Source organism: Pseudomonas sp. MF7453 (genome assembly GCF_016405455.1).
In the GTDB taxonomy this organism is placed as follows: domain Bacteria; phylum Pseudomonadota; class Gammaproteobacteria; order Pseudomonadales; family Pseudomonadaceae; genus Aquipseudomonas; species Aquipseudomonas paralactis.
The window spans coordinates 348200-366079 of the sequence record NZ_JAEKCN010000001.1; the positions used below are offsets into that span (position 1 = coordinate 348200).

24 protein-coding genes are annotated in these 17880 nt (G+C 57.6%); 15 read left to right on the forward strand and 9 right to left on the reverse strand.

The window, feature by feature from the left end:
* Positions 1 to 3: 3 nt before the first annotated feature.
* On the reverse strand, positions 4 to 261 hold the full coding sequence (locus tag JFT63_RS01700) for a DUF2790 domain-containing protein (protein WP_057700729.1): 258 nt from the start codon (positions 259 to 261) through the stop codon (positions 4 to 6).
* A gap of 218 nt (positions 262 to 479) precedes the next feature.
* On the opposite strand from JFT63_RS01700, the gene JFT63_RS01705 reads away from it, so the two are divergent.
* A complete protein-coding gene (locus JFT63_RS01705; protein ID WP_198843304.1) occupies positions 480 to 1157 on the forward strand; it encodes an HAD-IA family hydrolase in 678 nt (225 codons plus the stop codon).
* A gap of 14 nt (positions 1158 to 1171) precedes the next feature.
* On the opposite strand, the gene JFT63_RS01710 is transcribed toward JFT63_RS01705, so the two are convergent.
* Positions 1172 to 1432 (reverse strand): hypothetical protein, encoded by a 261-nt coding sequence (locus tag JFT63_RS01710; RefSeq protein WP_057700727.1) that lies wholly within the window; start codon positions 1430 to 1432, stop codon positions 1172 to 1174.
* Between the two features lie 210 nt (positions 1433 to 1642).
* Positions 1643 to 1837 (reverse strand): carbon storage regulator CsrA, encoded by a 195-nt coding sequence (gene csrA, locus JFT63_RS01715; protein WP_003192511.1) that lies wholly within the window; start codon positions 1835 to 1837, stop codon positions 1643 to 1645.
* Between the two features lie 261 nt (positions 1838 to 2098).
* Here csrA and JFT63_RS01720 point away from each other — a divergent pair, with 261 nt between their 5' ends.
* The gene (locus JFT63_RS01720; RefSeq protein ID WP_198708838.1) at positions 2099 to 2464 is read left to right on the forward strand and encodes an SPOR domain-containing protein; all 366 of its coding nucleotides are present in this window, start codon (positions 2099 to 2101) and stop codon (positions 2462 to 2464) included.
* A 31-nt stretch (positions 2465 to 2495) separates the two neighbouring features.
* Here the strand turns inward: JFT63_RS01720 and JFT63_RS01725 are convergent, their stop codons facing one another.
* The 3 genes from JFT63_RS01725 to JFT63_RS01735 form a co-directional block, all read right to left on the reverse strand.
* Entirely contained in the window at positions 2496 to 3185 is a 690-nt protein-coding gene (locus JFT63_RS01725) for an endonuclease (protein ID WP_005789706.1), read from the reverse strand.
* Between the two features lie 2 nt (positions 3186 to 3187).
* On the reverse strand, positions 3188 to 3439 hold the full coding sequence (locus JFT63_RS01730; RefSeq protein ID WP_198843305.1) for a DUF1654 domain-containing protein: 252 nt from the start codon (positions 3437 to 3439) through the stop codon (positions 3188 to 3190).
* Between the two features lie 243 nt (positions 3440 to 3682).
* The gene (locus JFT63_RS01735) at positions 3683 to 4771 is read right to left on the reverse strand and encodes an asparaginase (protein WP_198843306.1); all 1089 of its coding nucleotides are present in this window, start codon (positions 4769 to 4771) and stop codon (positions 3683 to 3685) included.
* A gap of 565 nt (positions 4772 to 5336) precedes the next feature.
* Between JFT63_RS01735 and JFT63_RS01740 the strand changes: the two genes are divergently transcribed.
* Genes JFT63_RS01740 through JFT63_RS01770 form a run of 7 tightly spaced genes read left to right on the forward strand, consistent with a single transcriptional unit; the run spans position 5337 to position 12301 of the window.
* Positions 5337 to 6293, forward strand: coding sequence for a sugar ABC transporter substrate-binding protein (locus tag JFT63_RS01740; protein WP_057700723.1), 957 nt, complete (start codon positions 5337 to 5339; stop codon positions 6291 to 6293).
* A gap of 56 nt (positions 6294 to 6349) precedes the next feature.
* Positions 6350 to 7903: a sugar ABC transporter ATP-binding protein gene (locus tag JFT63_RS01745; RefSeq protein WP_198843307.1), complete on the forward strand. Its 1554-nt coding sequence runs from the start codon at positions 6350 to 6352 to the stop codon at positions 7901 to 7903.
* Complete coding sequence (locus tag JFT63_RS01750; protein WP_044275169.1) at positions 7900 to 8877, forward strand: ABC transporter permease; 978 nt, start codon at positions 7900 to 7902, stop codon at positions 8875 to 8877. Before JFT63_RS01745 ends, JFT63_RS01750 begins: the two co-directional genes overlap by 4 nt.
* 3 nt (positions 8878 to 8880) lie before the next feature.
* The gene (locus tag JFT63_RS01755; protein ID WP_057700722.1) at positions 8881 to 9903 is read left to right on the forward strand and encodes a LacI family DNA-binding transcriptional regulator; all 1023 of its coding nucleotides are present in this window, start codon (positions 8881 to 8883) and stop codon (positions 9901 to 9903) included.
* Positions 9904 to 9926: 23 nt separating this feature from the next.
* Positions 9927 to 10844 (forward strand): ribokinase, encoded by a 918-nt coding sequence (gene rbsK / locus JFT63_RS01760; RefSeq protein WP_198843308.1) that lies wholly within the window; start codon positions 9927 to 9929, stop codon positions 10842 to 10844.
* Positions 10841 to 11245, forward strand: a complete 405-nt coding sequence (gene rbsD, locus JFT63_RS01765) for a D-ribose pyranase (protein WP_186560979.1) — start codon at positions 10841 to 10843, stop codon at positions 11243 to 11245. Before rbsK ends, rbsD begins: the two co-directional genes overlap by 4 nt.
* A gap of 27 nt (positions 11246 to 11272) precedes the next feature.
* Positions 11273 to 12301, forward strand: coding sequence for a nucleoside hydrolase (locus tag JFT63_RS01770; protein ID WP_198708832.1), 1029 nt, complete (start codon positions 11273 to 11275; stop codon positions 12299 to 12301).
* A 34-nt stretch (positions 12302 to 12335) separates the two neighbouring features.
* On the opposite strand, the gene JFT63_RS01775 is transcribed toward JFT63_RS01770, so the two are convergent.
* The gene (locus JFT63_RS01775) at positions 12336 to 12536 is read right to left on the reverse strand and encodes a hypothetical protein (protein ID WP_057700718.1); all 201 of its coding nucleotides are present in this window, start codon (positions 12534 to 12536) and stop codon (positions 12336 to 12338) included.
* A 153-nt stretch (positions 12537 to 12689) separates the two neighbouring features.
* On the opposite strand from JFT63_RS01775, the gene JFT63_RS01780 reads away from it, so the two are divergent.
* Both JFT63_RS01780 and JFT63_RS01785 read left to right on the forward strand, forming a co-directional pair.
* Complete coding sequence (locus tag JFT63_RS01780; RefSeq protein ID WP_198843309.1) at positions 12690 to 12995, forward strand: hypothetical protein; 306 nt, start codon at positions 12690 to 12692, stop codon at positions 12993 to 12995.
* Between the two features lie 144 nt (positions 12996 to 13139).
* Positions 13140 to 13460 carry an I78 family peptidase inhibitor gene (locus JFT63_RS01785; RefSeq protein ID WP_032880290.1) on the forward strand — a complete coding sequence of 107 codons (321 nt, stop codon included), beginning with the start codon at positions 13140 to 13142 and terminating at the stop codon, positions 13458 to 13460.
* 72 nt (positions 13461 to 13532) lie between these two features.
* On the opposite strand, the gene JFT63_RS01790 is transcribed toward JFT63_RS01785, so the two are convergent.
* Positions 13533 to 13745, reverse strand: coding sequence for a cold-shock protein (locus tag JFT63_RS01790; protein WP_003234260.1), 213 nt, complete (start codon positions 13743 to 13745; stop codon positions 13533 to 13535).
* 289 nt (positions 13746 to 14034) lie between these two features.
* A complete protein-coding gene (locus tag JFT63_RS01795) occupies positions 14035 to 14349 on the reverse strand; it encodes a hypothetical protein (RefSeq protein WP_019820908.1) in 315 nt (104 codons plus the stop codon).
* A gap of 367 nt (positions 14350 to 14716) precedes the next feature.
* Between JFT63_RS01795 and thrS the strand changes: the two genes are divergently transcribed.
* Genes thrS through rplT form a run of 4 tightly spaced genes read left to right on the forward strand, consistent with a single transcriptional unit; the run spans position 14717 to position 17831 of the window.
* Positions 14717 to 16639: a threonine--tRNA ligase gene (thrS, locus tag JFT63_RS01800; RefSeq protein ID WP_186560978.1), complete on the forward strand. Its 1923-nt coding sequence runs from the start codon at positions 14717 to 14719 to the stop codon at positions 16637 to 16639.
* Positions 16639 to 17190, forward strand: coding sequence for a translation initiation factor IF-3 (gene infC, locus JFT63_RS01805; protein WP_169851780.1), 552 nt, complete (start codon positions 16639 to 16641; stop codon positions 17188 to 17190). The genes thrS and infC overlap by 1 nt, the downstream gene beginning before the upstream one ends.
* A 60-nt stretch (positions 17191 to 17250) precedes the next feature.
* Entirely contained in the window at positions 17251 to 17445 is a 195-nt protein-coding gene (rpmI, locus tag JFT63_RS01810; protein WP_002553160.1) for a 50S ribosomal protein L35, read from the forward strand.
* Between the two features lie 29 nt (positions 17446 to 17474).
* Positions 17475 to 17831, forward strand: a complete 357-nt coding sequence (gene rplT / locus JFT63_RS01815; RefSeq protein WP_003192488.1) for a 50S ribosomal protein L20 — start codon at positions 17475 to 17477, stop codon at positions 17829 to 17831.
* The last annotated feature ends 49 nt before the right edge of the window (positions 17832 to 17880 follow it).

The window sequence follows — 17880 nt, forward strand, 5'->3', positions numbered from 1 at the left end:
CGATCAATTGTCACTGGCGCAACCGATGCCCTGGACCTGGTAATCGAGTAGGTGTTCGCGGCCCTGATGGTCCAGGTAGCGCAATTGCGCCGGGACGATCCCGCATTGGCCGCAGATGTCGGTGCTCGACAGCACCTTGGCCACATCCAGGTGCACGAAGAAGCCGGTTTTGTCATGGATGACGTGACTGGAGGCTGCGTCGGCAGCGAAGGCCGAACCGGTGGCGAGCAAGGCGGCAAAGCCGAGGGCAAACAGTTTCATGGTGGTCTGTCTCGTGATTGGGTGGCTGCCGGGATGGCAGTGAGTTCACAGTAACCAGGCGACCCCAACAGCCAACCAACAGGATCATGACAAGTTCGTCATTCTTGGTTCGAGCCTGGTGCGTGGGCGATGAGAATCCGTTCGAGGTGGGCTCTACGTTTACAAGCGTCGAGGTGATCCGTAGATTGCACGGGTCCAGCTCATGAGGAAGCCGCGCAGTGTCCATATCAACTTCATCCGTGTTTAACCGGCGCTACGGCGCTTTCCTGTTCGATATGGACGGGACCCTGCTCAACTCCATCGCTGCGGCCGAACGTGTATGGAGTATCTGGGCTGAGCGCCATGGTTTGGATGTGGACGCGTTTCTGCCTACCATTCATGGCGCGCGTGCCGTTGATACGATCACCCGCCAGGCGTTGCCAGGTGTCGATCCAGAAGTTGAAGCCCAGTGGATTACCGACGCGGAACTCAACGATGTCGATGGCGTTGTAGCGATTCCCGGCGCAGTGGAGTTTTTGAAAGGCTTGCCCACTGATCAATGGGCGCTGGTCACGTCTGCCCCCAAGGCGCTGGCGTTACGTCGACTGCAAGCTGCAGGCATTCCCGTGCCGGCCGTGTGGGTGACGGCCGAAGATGTGGCCAACGGTAAGCCCGATCCGGCGTGCTATTTATTGGGCGCGAAACGCCTGGGGGTGTCGATCGAGGACTGCCTGGTATTTGAGGACGCCACGGTGGGCATTCGAGCGGGTGAAGCAGCGGGTGCGGATGTTGTAGTTGTCACCTCGGCACACCTGGAACCCATGGTAACTGCGCACGCTTGCATCAAGGACTACGGCGATTTATACGCCGAGCGTGGCGCTGATGGTTTGTTGTCTTTGCACAAACTGGCGCTGTGATACGCGGTGGGCCTTCAGCGTGTGGTTTTATGCCGTTCGCGATGCGCTGCGCGCTGGCACAGCTTGCGCAAGATAACTTTCTGGATGGGTTTGAGGCAGAACACCAGTAGATAGGCGCAAAGAAGGAGCGCCAGGTCCAGCCAGGAATGGGCGTCGGAATCGGCCGCCTCCACTTCGACTCTCAGCCCATACCCGAGCGCCAGGAAGGCCACCCCGATCAGCAGGGCGATCATCCAGGATCTGGAAACAAGAGGTGGCGTCGCGGCTGGCCTCATCGACGTATCCCTGAATGCACTCGGATGGCAGGAGAAAGTGTCAAAAATTGGGCTGCGAATACTTCAACAAGTTCCAGGTGCCCAGACAGTTTCATCTTGCAGCGAAGAGGCGTGCTCAAAGCGCACTGGTCAGTCTGGAAGACACGAGCAGGCCGATTGGGTTTTCGCCAGCCATTACAGTGAACGAAAAGGCTGGCTACTGGAGGCGTTTCAAGGCGTCTGGTTTTTGTCGGGTGCAGTCAGACCAGCCTGGATGCGCTGGTAAATCTCCTCGCGATGCACGGCAACGTCCTTGGGTGCGTTGATGCCGATTCGTACTTGCTGGCCGCTAACGCCCAGAATGGTGATCGTAATGTCATCACCGATGTTTATGCTTTCACCAACTTTGCGGGTGAGTATAAGCATGGACTTCTCCTTGATTACTTTTAAGGACACATGTTTCAGACAGGGCAGGTGTCGGATGTGTGTAGCTTACTGCGAAGCGCTTCCCTGTGGCTGCCTCTTTTAGGACGCATAGAGGCGACATTAATTCCCATGGCGGCATCATACAGGTCGCGATACATGATTCGCATTGTTTAAGCCAACGTTTATGACGGCCAGAATAGACAGTGAATGGTAAAGTCGCCTCTTTATCCTCAAAGGAGCAGGGCAGTGCGTAAAGTAGCGATGGCAATTGTGGTGTTGGCGTTGGCCGGATGCGGTGAAGGCAAGTCGGTCGATGCGCCCAAGGCCAAGCCTGCCGTGACCGAAAGCCTGCCACAAACCGGCGCGATTGCCGCTCAGGAATGGGACGTGCGCGTCGGCCCGCCAGACCACAAGCTGCAGGCGATCACCGACCTGACCGCCTGGTTGCTGGAGCATGGTTTCAATTTTTATATCGTGAAGGTCGACGGCAAGGATGAGGTGCTGTTGGGGCCGTTCGCAACCAGGGCAGAGGCCGAGGCCAGGCAGGCTTTGCTCAACGAAAAGATGGCCCGCGCAAAGAAAACCGACACCGTGTCTGAAATTATCGAACACAACGCCGCGCAGTGACGTGCCAAGTGGGCGGCAACCCCGCCCACGTTCAGCCGCAGGCTTTGAGATTCACCGGGCCGACAAACTCGTTGCCCCGCCCCATCACACAGGCCACGGTCTGGTTGCGCTGACGCTCCCAGGTCTGCACCGGGTAGGTCTTGTTCCAGGCTTCATACAGCTGCCGGTCCTGTTTTGACAGGCGCAGGCCGTATTGCTTGCTCATATAAAAATACGTCCGTGCGATCATTCCTCGAATGGACGGGCGCGGCATGACCTTTTTTGCCTTGAAATCCACTTGAGTCAGGCATGAGCCGTACTGCCCGCTTTGCACGGGCAGCCAGCCAAAGCTGAAATTGTTACGGTCACCGTTCACTTCACCGATGCTCGGCACCAGATTGTGCAGGTCGGCCTCGGCGCGCTTGAACACATCGTCATGGCGTGTGCAGTTTTTTCGCCCGCCGTTCTGCCAGCATTGGCGCTGATGCCCGATTTGCCAGGCCGGCACGATGTGTTCCCACTCGATGCGCGCGGCGCGGTTGGCGTTCTTGCGCGGGATGTAACCGCAGGCTTTCAAATTCACGCGGTTACCGGTGTATTTGCAGCCGCAATAGAATTCGGTCGATTGCGGCGCGTAAAGCTTCCAGGCGATTTTCTTGGCTTCGCTGAAGGTGCGAGGGGCTTGGGCATTGGCGGTTACGCTTAAAAACAGACAGCACACAGCAATAAAACGGGCACTCACAATCAATCTTCCTTCGGCACAACCCAAAAAATCTGCACGCCACCGTCATCCCGATAGGCGAGGGTGACGTTGTCGTTTTCTGCAATTTCTTCCAGTAGACGTTGCCACTCGTCTTCCGGCTCATCGGGTAAACGGAAGATCAAGGCTGCTTTGGCTTTCTGTGCGTTGGTCGAATTGATGATCTTTTGCACGCGAATGGCCAGGCGCTGATAGGCGTCAGGCGCTTCAGGTGCTGCGGAAGAGGGCTTTGCCACGGAGCATTCCTTAATTTGCTGTACGCACATACAGTATTTAACTGTAGGCGATTTCGCAACTGCTTAAATTTCAAGAAGTTCGTCTGACAGCGATTCAGGAAGTTTGTTAAGGGCGGGAAAAAGGAACTGTAGGAGCGAGCTTGCTCGCGAAAAACCTGATAGCGCCGCAGTGAGTCAGGCTTTGCGCTTTATCGTTAGCGTTCTTCGCGAGCAAGCTCGCACCTACAGGTAGATCAACAGGTATCAGTATTCCCAGAACATGCGTTGCAGCTCTTTGCTGTCCTGAGTCTTGGTCAGGGCGACCATGGCCAGGATGCGAGCTTTCTGCGGGTTCAGGTCATGGGCGGCAACCCAGTCGTATTTGTCGTCCGGTTGTTCCGCGTTACGCAGAACGAAACCGCCGGCATTGACGTGGGAAGAACGAATGATCTGCACACCTTGCTTGCGCAGTTCCTGCAGGGCCGGGACCACCTTGGCCGATACCGAACCATTGCCAGTGCCGGCATGGATGATGGCTTTGGCGCCAGCTTGGGCCAGTGCCTTGACGGCAGTGTCGCTCACGTTGCCATAGCCGTAGGCAATTTCAACGTCAGGCAGGCTCTTGATGGTCTTGATGTCGAATTCAGAATCCATGGTGTGACGCTTGGCAGGCAGGCGGAACCAGTAGGATTTGCCTTCAACGACCATGCCCAGCGGCCCCCACGGGCTCTTGAATGCTTCGGTCTTGATGTTGATCATCTTGCTGACGTCGCGACCCGACTGGATCTCGTCGTTCATGGTCACCAGCACGCCTTTGCCCCGTGCATCCTTGCTGCCTGCTACGGCGACTGCGTTGTACAGGTTGAGCATGCCGTCGGCCGACATGGCGGTACCCGGACGCATGGAGCCGACCACGACGATAGGCTTGTCGGTTTTTTCTACCAGGTTCAGGAAGTAGGCCGTTTCTTCAAGGGTGTCGGTGCCGTGAGTGATCACGATGCCGTCCACGTCCTTGCTGTCTGCCAGATCGGCGACGCGGCGACCCAGTTGCAGCAGGTTTTCGTTATTGATGCTTTCCGAAGCAATTTGCATCACTTGTTCGCCGCGTACATTGGCGATCTGGCTAAGCTCAGGAACGCCGGCGATCAGTTGTTCGATGCCGACTTTGGCTGCCTGGTACGTAGCACTGTTGGCCGCACTGGCGCCGGCGCCAGCAATGGTGCCGCCGGTGGCAAGGATCACCACGTTGGACAGTTTGGTTTTGTTTTCGACTTCTTTTGCCTGAGCGGCAAGGGGAAACAGCAGCAGCAGGGCCATGGCGCCCGGGACAAAGTTCTTCAATGCAGATTTCATTATTTTTCTCTCTGGTTTTTGATGAGTGCTGTAGCAGGTTCATCTAGAACACCCGGGCGGTTCTGAACGCCGCGAGGTGCTGAGAAAGAGCAGGATTTGTACCAGGCTGAGTGTGTTGGTTTTTTTAAATTAACTTATTGATTTAAAACAATTTAAATGAGGGTCTCAATCTGTTTGGGCTGCACGCTGTCCGGCTTTCCGAACGGGACGGGGTGTGGCGTTCGGTTGTCCGAAAGCCATCACGAATTGTCCGGGCTCCTCCGTGTGACGTTCGCAATGCGGCCTGTCGTTTCGGTGAGCGCCAGAGCAGGCCTGTTTGCTTAAACGTATCAGCGGTCGATAGCAGATTGGGGTGCTTGGACGGCGTCCATGAAAGGCTGCTTTCTACCGTTGACAAATCCCGACAAGGTTCTCATAGTTTGCTCAACGCAAACGTTTGCGAGATGTTTCACGTGCACTCCTTGAGTCTCGTGACAGCTCGTATGAGCCGCCCGGGTGGGAAGGCTGCCGAAGATGCCTTCGGTGCAAGCGTTGCTCACAATAATCATAAGATCGGAGTGAACCCATGAAGCTGCCATTCGCTGGACGCCTTCTTGCTGTCGCTGTGCTTGCCGCATCCGCCGCTTTGCCTCTCTCTTCTGCATTTGCTGATGACGCTGCCAAAACACCTACCGTGGGTTTGGTCATGAAGTCCCTGGCCAATGAGTTCTTCGTCACCATGACCGACGGTGCCAAGGATTACCAAAAAGCGCACCCCACAGAATTCAAGTTGATCTCCAACGGGATCAAGAACGAAACCGACACCAGCGCCCAGATCGCCATTGTCAACGAAATGATCAACGCCAAGGTTGACGCGCTTGTCATTGCGCCCGCCGACTCCAAGGCACTCGCCAGTGTGCTGAAGAAGGCTTCCGATGCCGGTATCAAGGTGGTCAACATCGACAACCGTCTGGACCCGGATGTACTCAAAAGCAAAAACCTCGATATCCCGTTTGTAGGTCCGGACAACCGCAAAGGCTCCAAACTGGTGGGCGACTACCTGGCCAAGCAACTGGCCGCCGGTGACAAGGTTGGCATCATCGAAGGTGTACCCACCACCACCAATGCCCAGCAGCGCACCGCAGGTTTCAAGGATGCGATGGACGCCGCAGGCATGAAGATTGTTTCCACCCAATCCGGTAACTGGGAAATCGACCAGGGCAACAAGATTGCCGCGGCGATGCTGAGCGAAACGCCGGATATCAAGGCGCTGTTGGCCGGTAACGACAACATGGCGCTGGGCGCTGTCTCCGCCGTGCGTGCGGCAGGCAAGGCCGGCAAGGTACTGGTAGTGGGCTACGACAACATTGATGCGATCAAGCCAATGTTAAAAGACGGTCGTGTGTTGGCCACTGCTGACCAGGCGGCCGCGCAACAAGCGGTATTCGGCATCCAGAACGCGTTGAAGCTGGTCAAGGGTGAGAAGGTCGATGCCAAAGATGGCGTGATCGAAACACCGGTCGAACTCGTCATCAAGCAGTAATCCCGCAGTACCCAACAGCGCTCGCTCGTCCTGAGCGGGCGCCTGGAGATTTTCCTATGTCATCTTCCGCCCCGAACGCTGTCCTCTCGGTCAGCGGTATCGGCAAGACCTATGCCCAGCCGGTTCTGTCCGACATCACCCTGACGCTCAATCGTGGGGAAGTGCTCGCGCTGACCGGTGAGAACGGCGCAGGCAAAAGTACCTTGTCGAAGATTATCGGCGGCCTGGTCACACCGACTACCGGGCACATGCAGTTCAATGGTCAGGATTACTGTCCCGCCAGCCGCACCCAGGCCGAAGCTTTGGGCGTGCGCATGGTTATGCAGGAACTCAACCTGCTGCCGACCCTGACGGTGGCTGAAAACCTGTTTCTGGATAACCTGCCGAGCAGCTGCGGCTGGATCAGCCGCAAGCAACTGCGCAAAGCTGCGATCGAGGCCATGGCCCAGGTTGGCCTGGACGCGATCGACCCCGACACCCTGGTTGGCAGCCTGGGCATTGGCCACCAGCAAATGGTCGAGATTGCGCGCAACCTGATCGGCGACTGTCACGTCCTGATTCTCGACGAACCCACCGCCATGCTCACCGCCCGTGAAGTCGAGATGCTGTTTGAGCAAATCACCCGCCTGCAGGCCAGGGGCGTGGCGATCATTTATATTTCACACCGGCTCGAAGAGCTGGCCCGTGTCGCCCAGCGCATTGCGGTATTGCGCGATGGCAAGCTGGTCTGCGTCGAGCCGATGGCCAATTACAACAGCGAGCAACTGGTGACCTTGATGGTCGGCCGCGAGCTGGGCGAACACATTGACCTGGGCCCGCGCACCATCGGCGAACCGGCCTTGACGGTGAGGGGCCTCTGTCGTTCGGACAAGGTTCGCGATGTGTCCTTTGAAGTGCGCGCCGGTGAGATCTACGGTATTTCCGGGCTGATCGGCGCTGGCCGCACTGAGTTGCTGCGCCTGATCTTCGGCGCCGACCAGGCCGACAGCGGCACCGTTGCCCTGGGTTCGCCGGCGAGGGTGGTCAGCATTCGTTCGCCAGTGGATGCGGTGGGTCATGGCATCGCCCTGATCACCGAAGACCGCAAGGGCGAGGGCCTGCTGCTGACCCAATCGATCAGCGCCAATATCGCCTTGGGCAACATGCCGGAAATTTCCGCAGGCGGCGTCGTTAATAGCCACAACGAAACCGCCCTGGCCAAACGCCAGATCGATGCGATGCGTATCCGCAGTTCCAGCCCGGGGCAATTGGTGTCCGAGTTGTCGGGCGGCAACCAGCAGAAAGTGGTGATTGGCCGCTGGCTGGAACGTGATTGTGCCGTGATGCTGTTCGATGAGCCCACTCGCGGGATCGACGTCGGCGCAAAGTTCGACATCTATGCCTTGCTCGGAGAATTGACTCGCCAGGGCAAAGCCTTGGTGGTGGTGTCCAGCGACCTGCGTGAACTGATGCTGATCTGTGATCGCATCGGGGTGTTGTCCGCGGGGCGCCTGATCGAGACCTTTGAGCGTGACAGCTGGACCCAGGACGAATTGCTCGCCGCCGCCTTTGCCGGCTATCAGAAACGTGATGCGCTGCTCAATGAGGCAGCGCCTAGGAATACCCCATGAAAACAAACATTTCCCCCGGTAAAACTGGCGGCAACTTCTATGGCCTGGGTACTTACCTCGGGCTGGCAGGTGCCTTGCTGGCGATGATTGCGCTGTTCTCGGTGCTCAGCGACCACTTCCTGTCCTACGACACCTTCAGCACCCTGGCCAACCAGATTCCGGACCTGATGGTGCTGGCGGTGGGCATGACCTTCATCCTGATCATCGGCGGCATCGACCTGTCGGTAGGTTCGGTGCTGGCACTGGCGGCATCGGCGGTCAGCGTGGCCATTCTGGGTTGGGGCTGGAGTGTGCTGCCGGCTGCGCTGCTGGGCATGGGCTGCGCCGCATTGGCAGGGACCATCACCGGCTCCATCACCGTGGCGTGGCGCATTCCTTCATTTATCGTGTCGTTGGGTGTGCTGGAGATGGCCCGGGGCGTGGCCTATCAAATGACTGGCTCGCGTACCGCTTATATCGGTGACTCGTTTGCCTGGCTGTCCAACCCGATTGCTTTTGGTATTTCCCCGTCGTTCATCATTGCGCTGCTGGTGATTATTGCGGCCCAGTTGGTGCTGACCCGTACCGTGTTCGGGCGTTACCTGATCGGCATCGGCACCAACGAAGAAGCGGTGCGCCTGGCGGGTATCAACCCCAAGCCATACAAGATTCTGGTGTTCAGCCTGATGGGCCTGTTGGCCGGTGTAGCTGCGCTGTTCCAGATCTCGCGCCTGGAGGCGGCAGACCCGAATGCCGGTTCGGGCCTGGAGCTGCAAGTAATCGCCGCGGTGGTGATCGGCGGCACCAGCCTGATGGGCGGGCGCGGTTCGGTCATCAGCACGTTCTTCGGCGTGTTGATCATTTCGGTATTGGCAGCGGGGCTTGCACAGATCGGCGCTACGGAACCGACCAAACGCATCATTACCGGTGCCGTGATCGTGATCGCCGTGGTCCTTGATACTTACCGCAGCCAGCGCGCCAGTCGGCGGGGCTGAACCATGGCAACGATCAAGGATGTGGCAGCGCTTGCAGGTATTTCCTACACCACCGTGTCCCATGTGGTGAACAAGACGCGCCCGGTCAGCGAGCCGGTCCGCATCAAGGTCGAGGCGGCGATCAAGCAACTGGACTACGTGCCCAGCGCCGTGGCGCGCTCGCTCAAGGCCAAGACCACGGCCACCATCGGCCTGCTGGTGCCCAATAGTCTCAACCCGTATTTTGCCGAACTGGCACGGGGCATCGAGGATTACTGCGAGCGTAATGGCTACTGTGTGATCCTTTGCAACTCCGACGACGACGCGGAAAAACAGCGCAGTTATTTGCGCGTGTTGCTCGAAAAGCGCGTCGACGGCTTGATCGTGACATCGGTAGGCGGCGATGACAGTGGCCTGGCCGCTGGCTTGAGTGCGGTGCGCACGCCCATGGTGATTGTCGACCGGGCCCTGGATGGCATCGATGTCGACCTGGTGCGCATCGATCACGAACAGGGCGCCTACCTCGCGACCCGGCACTTGCTGGAGTTGGGCCATCGGGACATCGCCTGTATCGGCGGCCCGGGGCATACCCGCGTGGCACAAATGCGCCTGGCGGGTTACCAGCGTGCCTTGCGCGAGGCGGGTGTCGAGGTGTTGGCCAGTCGTATCCTGGAAAGCGACTTCACCAGCACAGGAGGGTACGCCGCAGCGGTGCAGTTGTTGGCGCAAAACCCGCCCAGCGCGATTTTCGCCAGCAACGATATGATTGGTTTCGGTGTGCTGCGCGCAGCCGCGGAACGTAGTATTCGCGTACCGGGCGAGTTGTCGGTGATCGGTTTCGATGACATTCAGATGGGGCGCTACGTTTATCCTGCGCTAACCACGGTCGGGCAATCGATCCTGCAATTAGGCGAGACGGCGGCCGAATTATTATTGCAACGAATAGCAACACCCCAACGGTCGATCGATCAACGCATCGTGACGCCAAGTATCGTTTTGCGTGAGTCGACGGCGCCATTGGCCGGTGTGTTCGCCCAATACCGCTGAACCGAATTGATGAGTACTGATGTATGCCAGCAAAAGTAGTGGTAATAGGCAGCTTGAACATGGACCTGGTCACCCGGGCCAGTCGCTTGCCGCGTGCCGGTGAGACCTTGATCGGCCAGAGCTTTTCCACCGTTCCCGGTGGCAAGGGCGCCAATCAGGCGGTGGCGTCGGCGCGCCTGGGCGCCGGCGTTGCGATGATCGGATGCGTGGGCGCCGATGCTTACGGCACTCAGTTACGTGATGCGCTGCTGGTGGAGGGGATCGATTGCCAGGCGGTGAGCACCGTAGAGGGCTCCAGCGGTGTGGCTTTGATCGTGGTGGATGACAGCAGCCAGAATGCGATTGTCATTGTGGCCGGCAGCAACGGCGAGCTGACACCTGCATCGCTGCAAACCTGTGACGCTGTGCTGCAGGCGGCAGACGTGATCATCTGCCAGCTGGAAGTGCCGATGGACACCGTTGGCCATGCGCTCAAGCGCGGCCGCGAACTGGGCAAGACGGTCATCCTCAATCCGGCGCCCGCCAGTGGGCCTTTGCCCGCTCAATGGTATGCCTCGATCGATTACCTGATCCCCAATGAAAGTGAAGCCACCGCACTGAGCGGCATAACAGTCGATTCGCTCGACAGCGCCAAGGTTGCCGCAACCGCGTTGATCAAGGCGGGGGCGGGTAAAGTCATCATCACGCTTGGCGCTCAGGGGGCCCTGTTTGCCGACGGCAGCAGCTTCGAGCATCTGTTGGCGCCGAAGGTCAAGGCAGTGGACACCACCGCCGCTGGCGATACCTTTGTCGGTGGCTTTGCCGCTGCACTGGCCGCAGGCAAGAGCGAAGCCGAGGCGATCCGTTTTGGCCAGGTGGCGGCGGCGTTGTCGGTAACCCGCGCCGGTGCTCAGCCTTCCATTCCTACGCTGCACGACGTCCAAGGTTTTGTGCCCTCATGAAAAAGACACCTTTGCTCAATATCGCCCTGTCCCGCGTGATCGCGTCCCTCGGCCATGGTGATGTGCTGGTCATCGGCGATGCCGGCCTGCCGGTACCTCCCGGCGTCGAGTTGATTGACCTGGCGCTGACCCAGGGCATTCCGGATTTCATCAGCACGTTGCGCATTGTGCTCAGCGAGATGCAGGTTGAAAGCCACGTGCTCGCCGAAGAAATCCTGCTCAAGCAACCGCCGGCGCTGAGCGCGCTCAATGCGCTCACAGATCAGGCTGCGTTGGGCGAGCGGCGCTTGCTCAGTCACGACCAGTTCAAGCAACTGAGCCGCACAGCCCGCGCGGTTGTGCGCACCGGCGAGTGTCAGCCTTACTGCAATATCGCGCTGGTATCCGGCGTAACGTTCTAGCGTCCCCCCAATGACAAGGAGTGCTTTATGCAACGTGGTCTACCTACCCTGAAAAACCTGTTCCGGAGTGTTCTGCTTTTGTCCGCACTCACAGCTGCAAGCGCCCAGGCGGCGGAAAAAATCGACCTGATCATCGATACCGACCCTGGGGCCGATGACGTGGTGGCGCTGTTGTTCGCCATGGCCTCGCCAGAAGAGTTGAGTATTCGTGCGCTGACCACCGTCGCCGGTAACGTGCGCCTGGACAAAACCTCCCGCAATGCGCGCCTGGCGCGCGAGTGGGCAGGGCGTGAGGATATTCCTGTGTACGCAGGTGCGCCCGCTCCTCTGCTGCGCAAGCCGATCTACGCCGAGAATATCCATGGCAAAGAGGGCATCTCCGGCGTCACCGTGCACGAGCCGAAAAAAGGCCTGGCCGAAGGCAATGCCGTTGACTACCTGATCAAGACCCTGAGCACCGCCAAACCGCACAGCATCACCATCGCCATGCTCGGCCCGCAGACAAACCTGGCGCTGGCACTGACCCAGGCACCCGAAATCACTCAGGGCATCAAGGAAGTGGTGGTCATGGGCGGTGCGCACTTCAATGGCGGCAATATCACGCCAGTGGCCGAGTTCAACCTGTTCGCCGATCCGGTGGCGGCTGAGATCGTGCTCAAAAGTGGTGTGAAGTTGACCTACCTGCCGTTGGACGTGACTCATAAAGTCCTCACCAGCGACGCCCGCCTGAAAAAGATTGCGGACCTGAACAACAACGCGAGCAAGGTCGTCAGCAGTATTCTGAATGAGTACGTCAAAGGCGACATGGAGCATTACGGCATTCCAGGCGGCCCGGTTCACGACGCGACCGTGGTTGCCTACCTGCTCAAGCCATCGCTGTTCAGCGGGCGTCAGGCCAATATGGTTGTCGACAGCCGCGAGGGCCCAACCTTCGGCCAGACCATCGTCGACTGGTACGACGGCCTCAAGCAGGAGAAGAATGTGTTCTGGGTTGAGAACGGCGACGCTCAGGGCTTCTTCGATCTGCTGACCGAGCGCCTGGCGCGTTTGAAGTAATACGGTTTACCGGTCGGCGTTCGTCGGCCGGTTCTTATTCTTGTGCGCCCATGTAGTCGGCCGGGTATTTCTCGAATATCTGGCCGATGAACGCTTGTGCCGCCTGGGTCCCCAGTTCCTTGACCAGCAGGTCGATACCAATGATCGCCAGTTCTTCGGGACTGCCGGGGCTGTAGGAGCTTTGCCCCTGGGGCCACTTGGCTTTGATATCGGCTTGAAGCGTTACGGTGGTCATGGAAATCTCACGGCTGAAAGTACTGGGCAATGCACTGGAATGCGGTTCCAGCGGCGCAGTTAACCATTTTGCGCGGCATTTGGCACTGCTACTTAGGCATGGGGGAGGGGGTGTGCGACACTGTTGGCTTGTTTAACAGCCGGGAAACACCGCGTGCAGATTGATCTGAACAAGCCTGAGAACCTGACGCTGGATGCCGTGCGCCAACTGCTCGCTGGCGCCAGTGACGATGAACACACCCAATTGCGGGTATCCAGGGCCGGTATTGCCTATATTTCTTCCGGCGTAGTCGGGGGCGTTGAAATCGATGGCCTGCTGTTTCGGCTGGAGACCTGGGCCAAGGGGGCTGGCTATGTCGGAATTGTGGCGGCCAGCGATGAGGTCTGGGTCATGCAGATTTTCAACGCGTTGAAACAGAACTGGCCACGCCCATCATCTGACTACATTGACATCTACTGAGTGCGTTCATATCTAGTCACGATTGACCGGGCGATAGCCCCGCGCGAGTCAGGCAGACTTGCGCGCAGGCGATTAACGTCTTGAAACCAATCGTTCATATCGCTGTCGCACGATCTCTGTCCATTTTTAATCATAGGAGGCTTCATGCCTTGGAAGCTCGCTTCATTCGGTACTTTGTTGGCAGCACTCGCATTGGCGGGTTGCAGCACCCCGGGTGCCTCTGAGCCAGGCAAAGACGCCACCGTGACCGATGCCGGTCATAGCCGCTGTGAGTCGAAGGCCGCCGAGTTCGCAATCGGCCAGAAAGCCTCGCCTCAGCTGCTGGAACAGGCTCGTACCCGTGCTGGCGCGCAGAATGCACGCATTCTCAAGCCCAACGATATGATTACCCTGGAATATCGTTCTGACCGCCTGAACCTCAACACTGACAACAACCTGGTGATCACGCGGGTCAATTGCGGCTGACAGCGTTGTGCTTTTGCATCGCCCATAAAAAACCCCGTCACATGGACGGGGTTTTTTTAGCTCAGCGGAGAATTACTCGCCGCGAACCTGTGCAGCTTGCATACCCTTTTGGCCTTTCTCAGCCACGAAGGAAACGGTTTGGCCTTCTTTCAGGCTTTTGAAACCGTCGCTTTCGATAGCTTTGAAGTGTACGAACAGGTCGTCACCGCCACCTTGAGGAGTGATGAAGCCGAAGCCTTTTTCATCGTTGAACCATTTAACGGTGCCGGTTTGGCGATTAGACATGGTGTATCTCCAAGAAACATATATTTTCAGTAGTGCTGTGCTGCTCAGGCCAACTGGGCACACTGGGCTATCATAGTCGAAATGTTCGACTTGGGAGCCCCCCCAAGGCATTGTTTGCTAATCAATCGCGTTGCATCTGGTCCCTGGTTCGGCGCAAAGCCCCGATCTACGGGGCTTTGCGCCGAAATATCAGCTGTTAAAAAAAGCCGAAAAACCTGCATAATTTGTGTGAAATGGCAGTTTTCAGGCCGTTTTTCCAGCGATATGGCCGTCGGATCAGTGGTCAAACTTACTTTTTCTTCACCACTTTGCAGGACGAAATAGCCGCTACCGCTTTGTTCTTAAGCTCGGGGCTGGCGTTCTGATTGGTCATCAGTTCCTTGATCTCGGCAGTGCTCAATTCGGCATTGATCTTGTCGGCACCACATTCGCAATGGGCCTTGGCAGTCTTGACGTCCACGTTCTGGCTGGCGGCCGCACTGCAGTCATTGACGAAAGCGTCACGGGCACCGGCTGGCCAGTTGGAAGGGGCTGCAGCCTGCGCGCCGAGGGAAAGGAGGCTCAGGGTAGCGGCGACAGCGAGGGTAGAGGTAAAACGCATCATGGGATGCTCCTTTGGGTCGAGGACGAACGGCGATTCTCAGTGGGTTGGAGGCCTGACGTACAGCTCAAGTTCACTTTCGCAGCTATAAAGCCTTGAATTGCGCTATACACAGAGCTTCGTCGGCGCGATGACCGTTCATCTGTGCTAGCATCCTGGGCTTGGCTAATTTCAGGCGCGTCAACTACCGCCTTGCCAGGTTTCTTTTTAGCTCAATCCAGTCACTCTGGTTCGATTATCGGTTGGCCGAAAGGCTCCTGCCGCTGTAAGGCAGGCGTTCATCGCTGAACGGCCTGGTGTTGGATCTTGTACTGGCTCATCCCAACCCACGTGACCTTTGGTAGGGGTCACCACTAGGAGAGGAGGCGCCATGCCAACTATTACTCTACCCGACGGCAGTCAACGTTCATTCGATCATTCGGTTTCCGTAGCCGAGGTCGCCGCATCCATTGGTGCAGGCCTGGCCAAGGCCACTGTGGCCGGCAAGGTCGACGGCAAACTGGTCGACGCCAGTGATCTGATCACTCGCGATGCCAGCCTGCAAATCATCACGCCCAAGGATCAAGAGGGGCTGGAGATCATTCGCCACTCTTGTGCGCACCTGATTGGCCACGCGGTCAAGCAGCTGTACCCAACCGCCAAGATGGTGATCGGCCCGGTAATCGAAGAAGGCTTCTATTACGACATCGCCTATGAGCGTCCTTTTACTCCGGACGACCTGGCGGCCATCGAGCAGCGCATGCACGCGCTGATTGAAAAAGATTACGACGTCATCAAGAAGGTCACCCCGCGTGCCGAAGTGATCGACGTGTTTACTGCGCGTGGCGAAGACTACAAGCTGCGTCTGGTGGAAGACATGCCGGACGAGCAGGCCATGGGCCTGTATTACCATGAAGAATACGTCGACATGTGCCGTGGCCCGCACGTGCCGAACACGCGCTTCCTCAAGTCGTTCAAGCTGACCAAGCTGTCCGGTGCCTACTGGCGCGGTGATGCCAAGAACGAACAGCTGCAACGGATCTACGGCACGGCGTGGGCTGACAAAAAACAGCTGGCCGCCTACATCCAACGCATCGAAGAAGCCGAAAAACGCGACCACCGCAAGATCGGCAAGCGCCTGAACCTGTTCCATCTCCAGGAAGAAGCGCCGGGCATGGTGTTCTGGCACCCCAACGGCTGGACGTTGTACCAGGTGCTTGAGCAGTACATGCGCAAGGTTCAGCGCGACAACGGTTACCTGGAGATCAAGACCCCTCAGGTCGTTGATCGCAGCCTGTGGGAGAAATCCGGGCACTGGGCCAACTACGCCGACAACATGTTCACCACCCAGTCGGAAAACCGCGACTACGCTATCAAGCCGATGAACTGCCCATGCCACGTGCAGGTGTTCAACCAGGGCCTGAAGAGCTACCGCGAGTTGCCGATGCGCCTGGCCGAATTCGGCGCCTGCCACCGCAACGAGCCATCCGGTGCACTGCACGGCATCATGCGTGTGCGCGGTTTTACCCAGGACGACGCCCATATCTTCTGCACTGAAGAGCAGATGCAGGCTGAATCCGCTGCGTTCATCAAGCTGACCATGGATGTTTATCGCGATTTCGGCTTCACCGAAGTCGAAATGAAGCTGTCCACTCGTCCGGAAAAACGCGTTGGTTCCGACGAACTGTGGGATCGCGCCGAAGCGGCACTGGCCGCAGCGCTGGACAGTGCGGGCCTTGCGTACGATCTGCAGCCGGGGGAGGGCGCGTTCTACGGTCCGAAGATCGAGTTCTCGCTCAAAGATTGCCTTGGCCGCGTCTGGCAGTGTGGTACCCTGCAGCTCGATTTTAACCTGCCGATCCGTCTGGGAGCCGAATACGTCTCCGAAGACAACAGCCGTAAACACCCGGTTATGTTGCACCGGGCGATCCTCGGTTCGTTCGAGCGGTTCGTCGGTATCCTGATCGAGCACTACGAGGGCGCGTTCCCTGCGTGGCTGGCTCCGACCCAGGCAGTGATCATGAATATCACTGATAAACAGGCAGATTTTGCCGCCGAAGTTGAAAAAACTCTCAACGAAAGCGGATTTCGTGCCAAGTCCGACTTGAGAAATGAAAAGATCGGCTTTAAAATCCGCGAGCATACTTTGCTCAAGGTTCCCTATCTTTTGGTTATCGGAGATCGGGAAGTCGAGATGCAGACTGTCGCTGTGCGTACTCGTGAAGGTGCTGACCTGGGCTCGATGCCCGTCGCCCAGTTCGCGGAGTTCCTCGCGCAAGCGGTTTCCCGGCGTGGTCGCCCAGATTCGGAGTAATTATTATTAAGCGTGAAATGAGACAAGATAAACGAGCTGCACCGAAAGCCCCGATCAACGAGAATATCTCGGCACGCGAGGTTCGGTTAATTGGGGCTGAGGGTGAGCAGCTTGGGATTGTGTCAATTGAAGACGCGCTTCTTAAGGCTGAAGAAGCCAAGCTCGATTTGGTGGAAATTTCCGCCGATGCTGTACCACCTGTCTGCAAGCTGATGGACTACGGCAAATCGATCTTCGAGAAGAAGAAGCAGATTGCCGCAGCCAAGAAAAACCAGAAGCAGATCCAGGTTAAAGAAATCAAGTTTCGTCCAGGGACGGAGGAAGGGGATTACCAGGTAAAACTGCGCAACCTGGTACGTTTCCTGAGTGATGGGGACAGGGCCAAGGTATCCTTGCGATTCCGCGGCCGTGAGATGGCCCACCAGGAGTTGGGGATGGAACTCCTCAAGCGGGTTGAAGCTGACCTGCTCGAGTACGGTTCGGTCGAACAGCATCCTAAGATGGAAGGACGCCAACTGATCATGGTCATCGCCCCGAAAAAGAAGAAGTAATCAACAGGGCACGGCAGGCCTTCTGATTATGTTTATCAACTGAATGCGGAGTATCCGAACATGCCAAAGATGAAGACTAAAAGTGGTGCTGCTAAGCGGTTTCTGAAAACCGCTAACGGTATCAAGCACAAGCACGCTTTCAAGAGCCACATTCTGACCAAAATGTCGACCAAGCGTAAGCGTCAACTGCGCGGTAGCAGCTTGCTGCATCCGTCTGACGTGGCAAAAGTCGAGCGCATGCTGCGCCTTCGTTAATTTTGGATCAAGAATAGAGGAAGTAACTCATGGCTCGTGTTAAGCGTGGCGTCATGGCCCGTAAGCGTCACAAAAAAATTCTGAAACTTGCTAAAGGTTACTACGGCGCGCGTTCACGCGTATTCCGTGTTGCCAAGCAAGCGGTAATCAAGGCAGGCCAATACGCCTACCGTGACCGTCGTCAGAAAAAACGTCAGTTCCGCGCTCTGTGGATCGCTCGTATCAACGCTGGTGCACGTGTTAACGGTCTGTCCTACAGCCGTTTCATCGCTGGCCTGAAGAAAGCGTCCATCGAAATCGACCGTAAGGTTCTGGCTGAACTGGCCGTGAACGAAAAAGCGGTGTTTGCTGCGATTGTCGAGAAAGCTAAAGCCTCCTTGGCTTAAGTACCCCCGACAGTCACCCTGGGTTACTCCTGTAGCCCAAGGTGGTAAA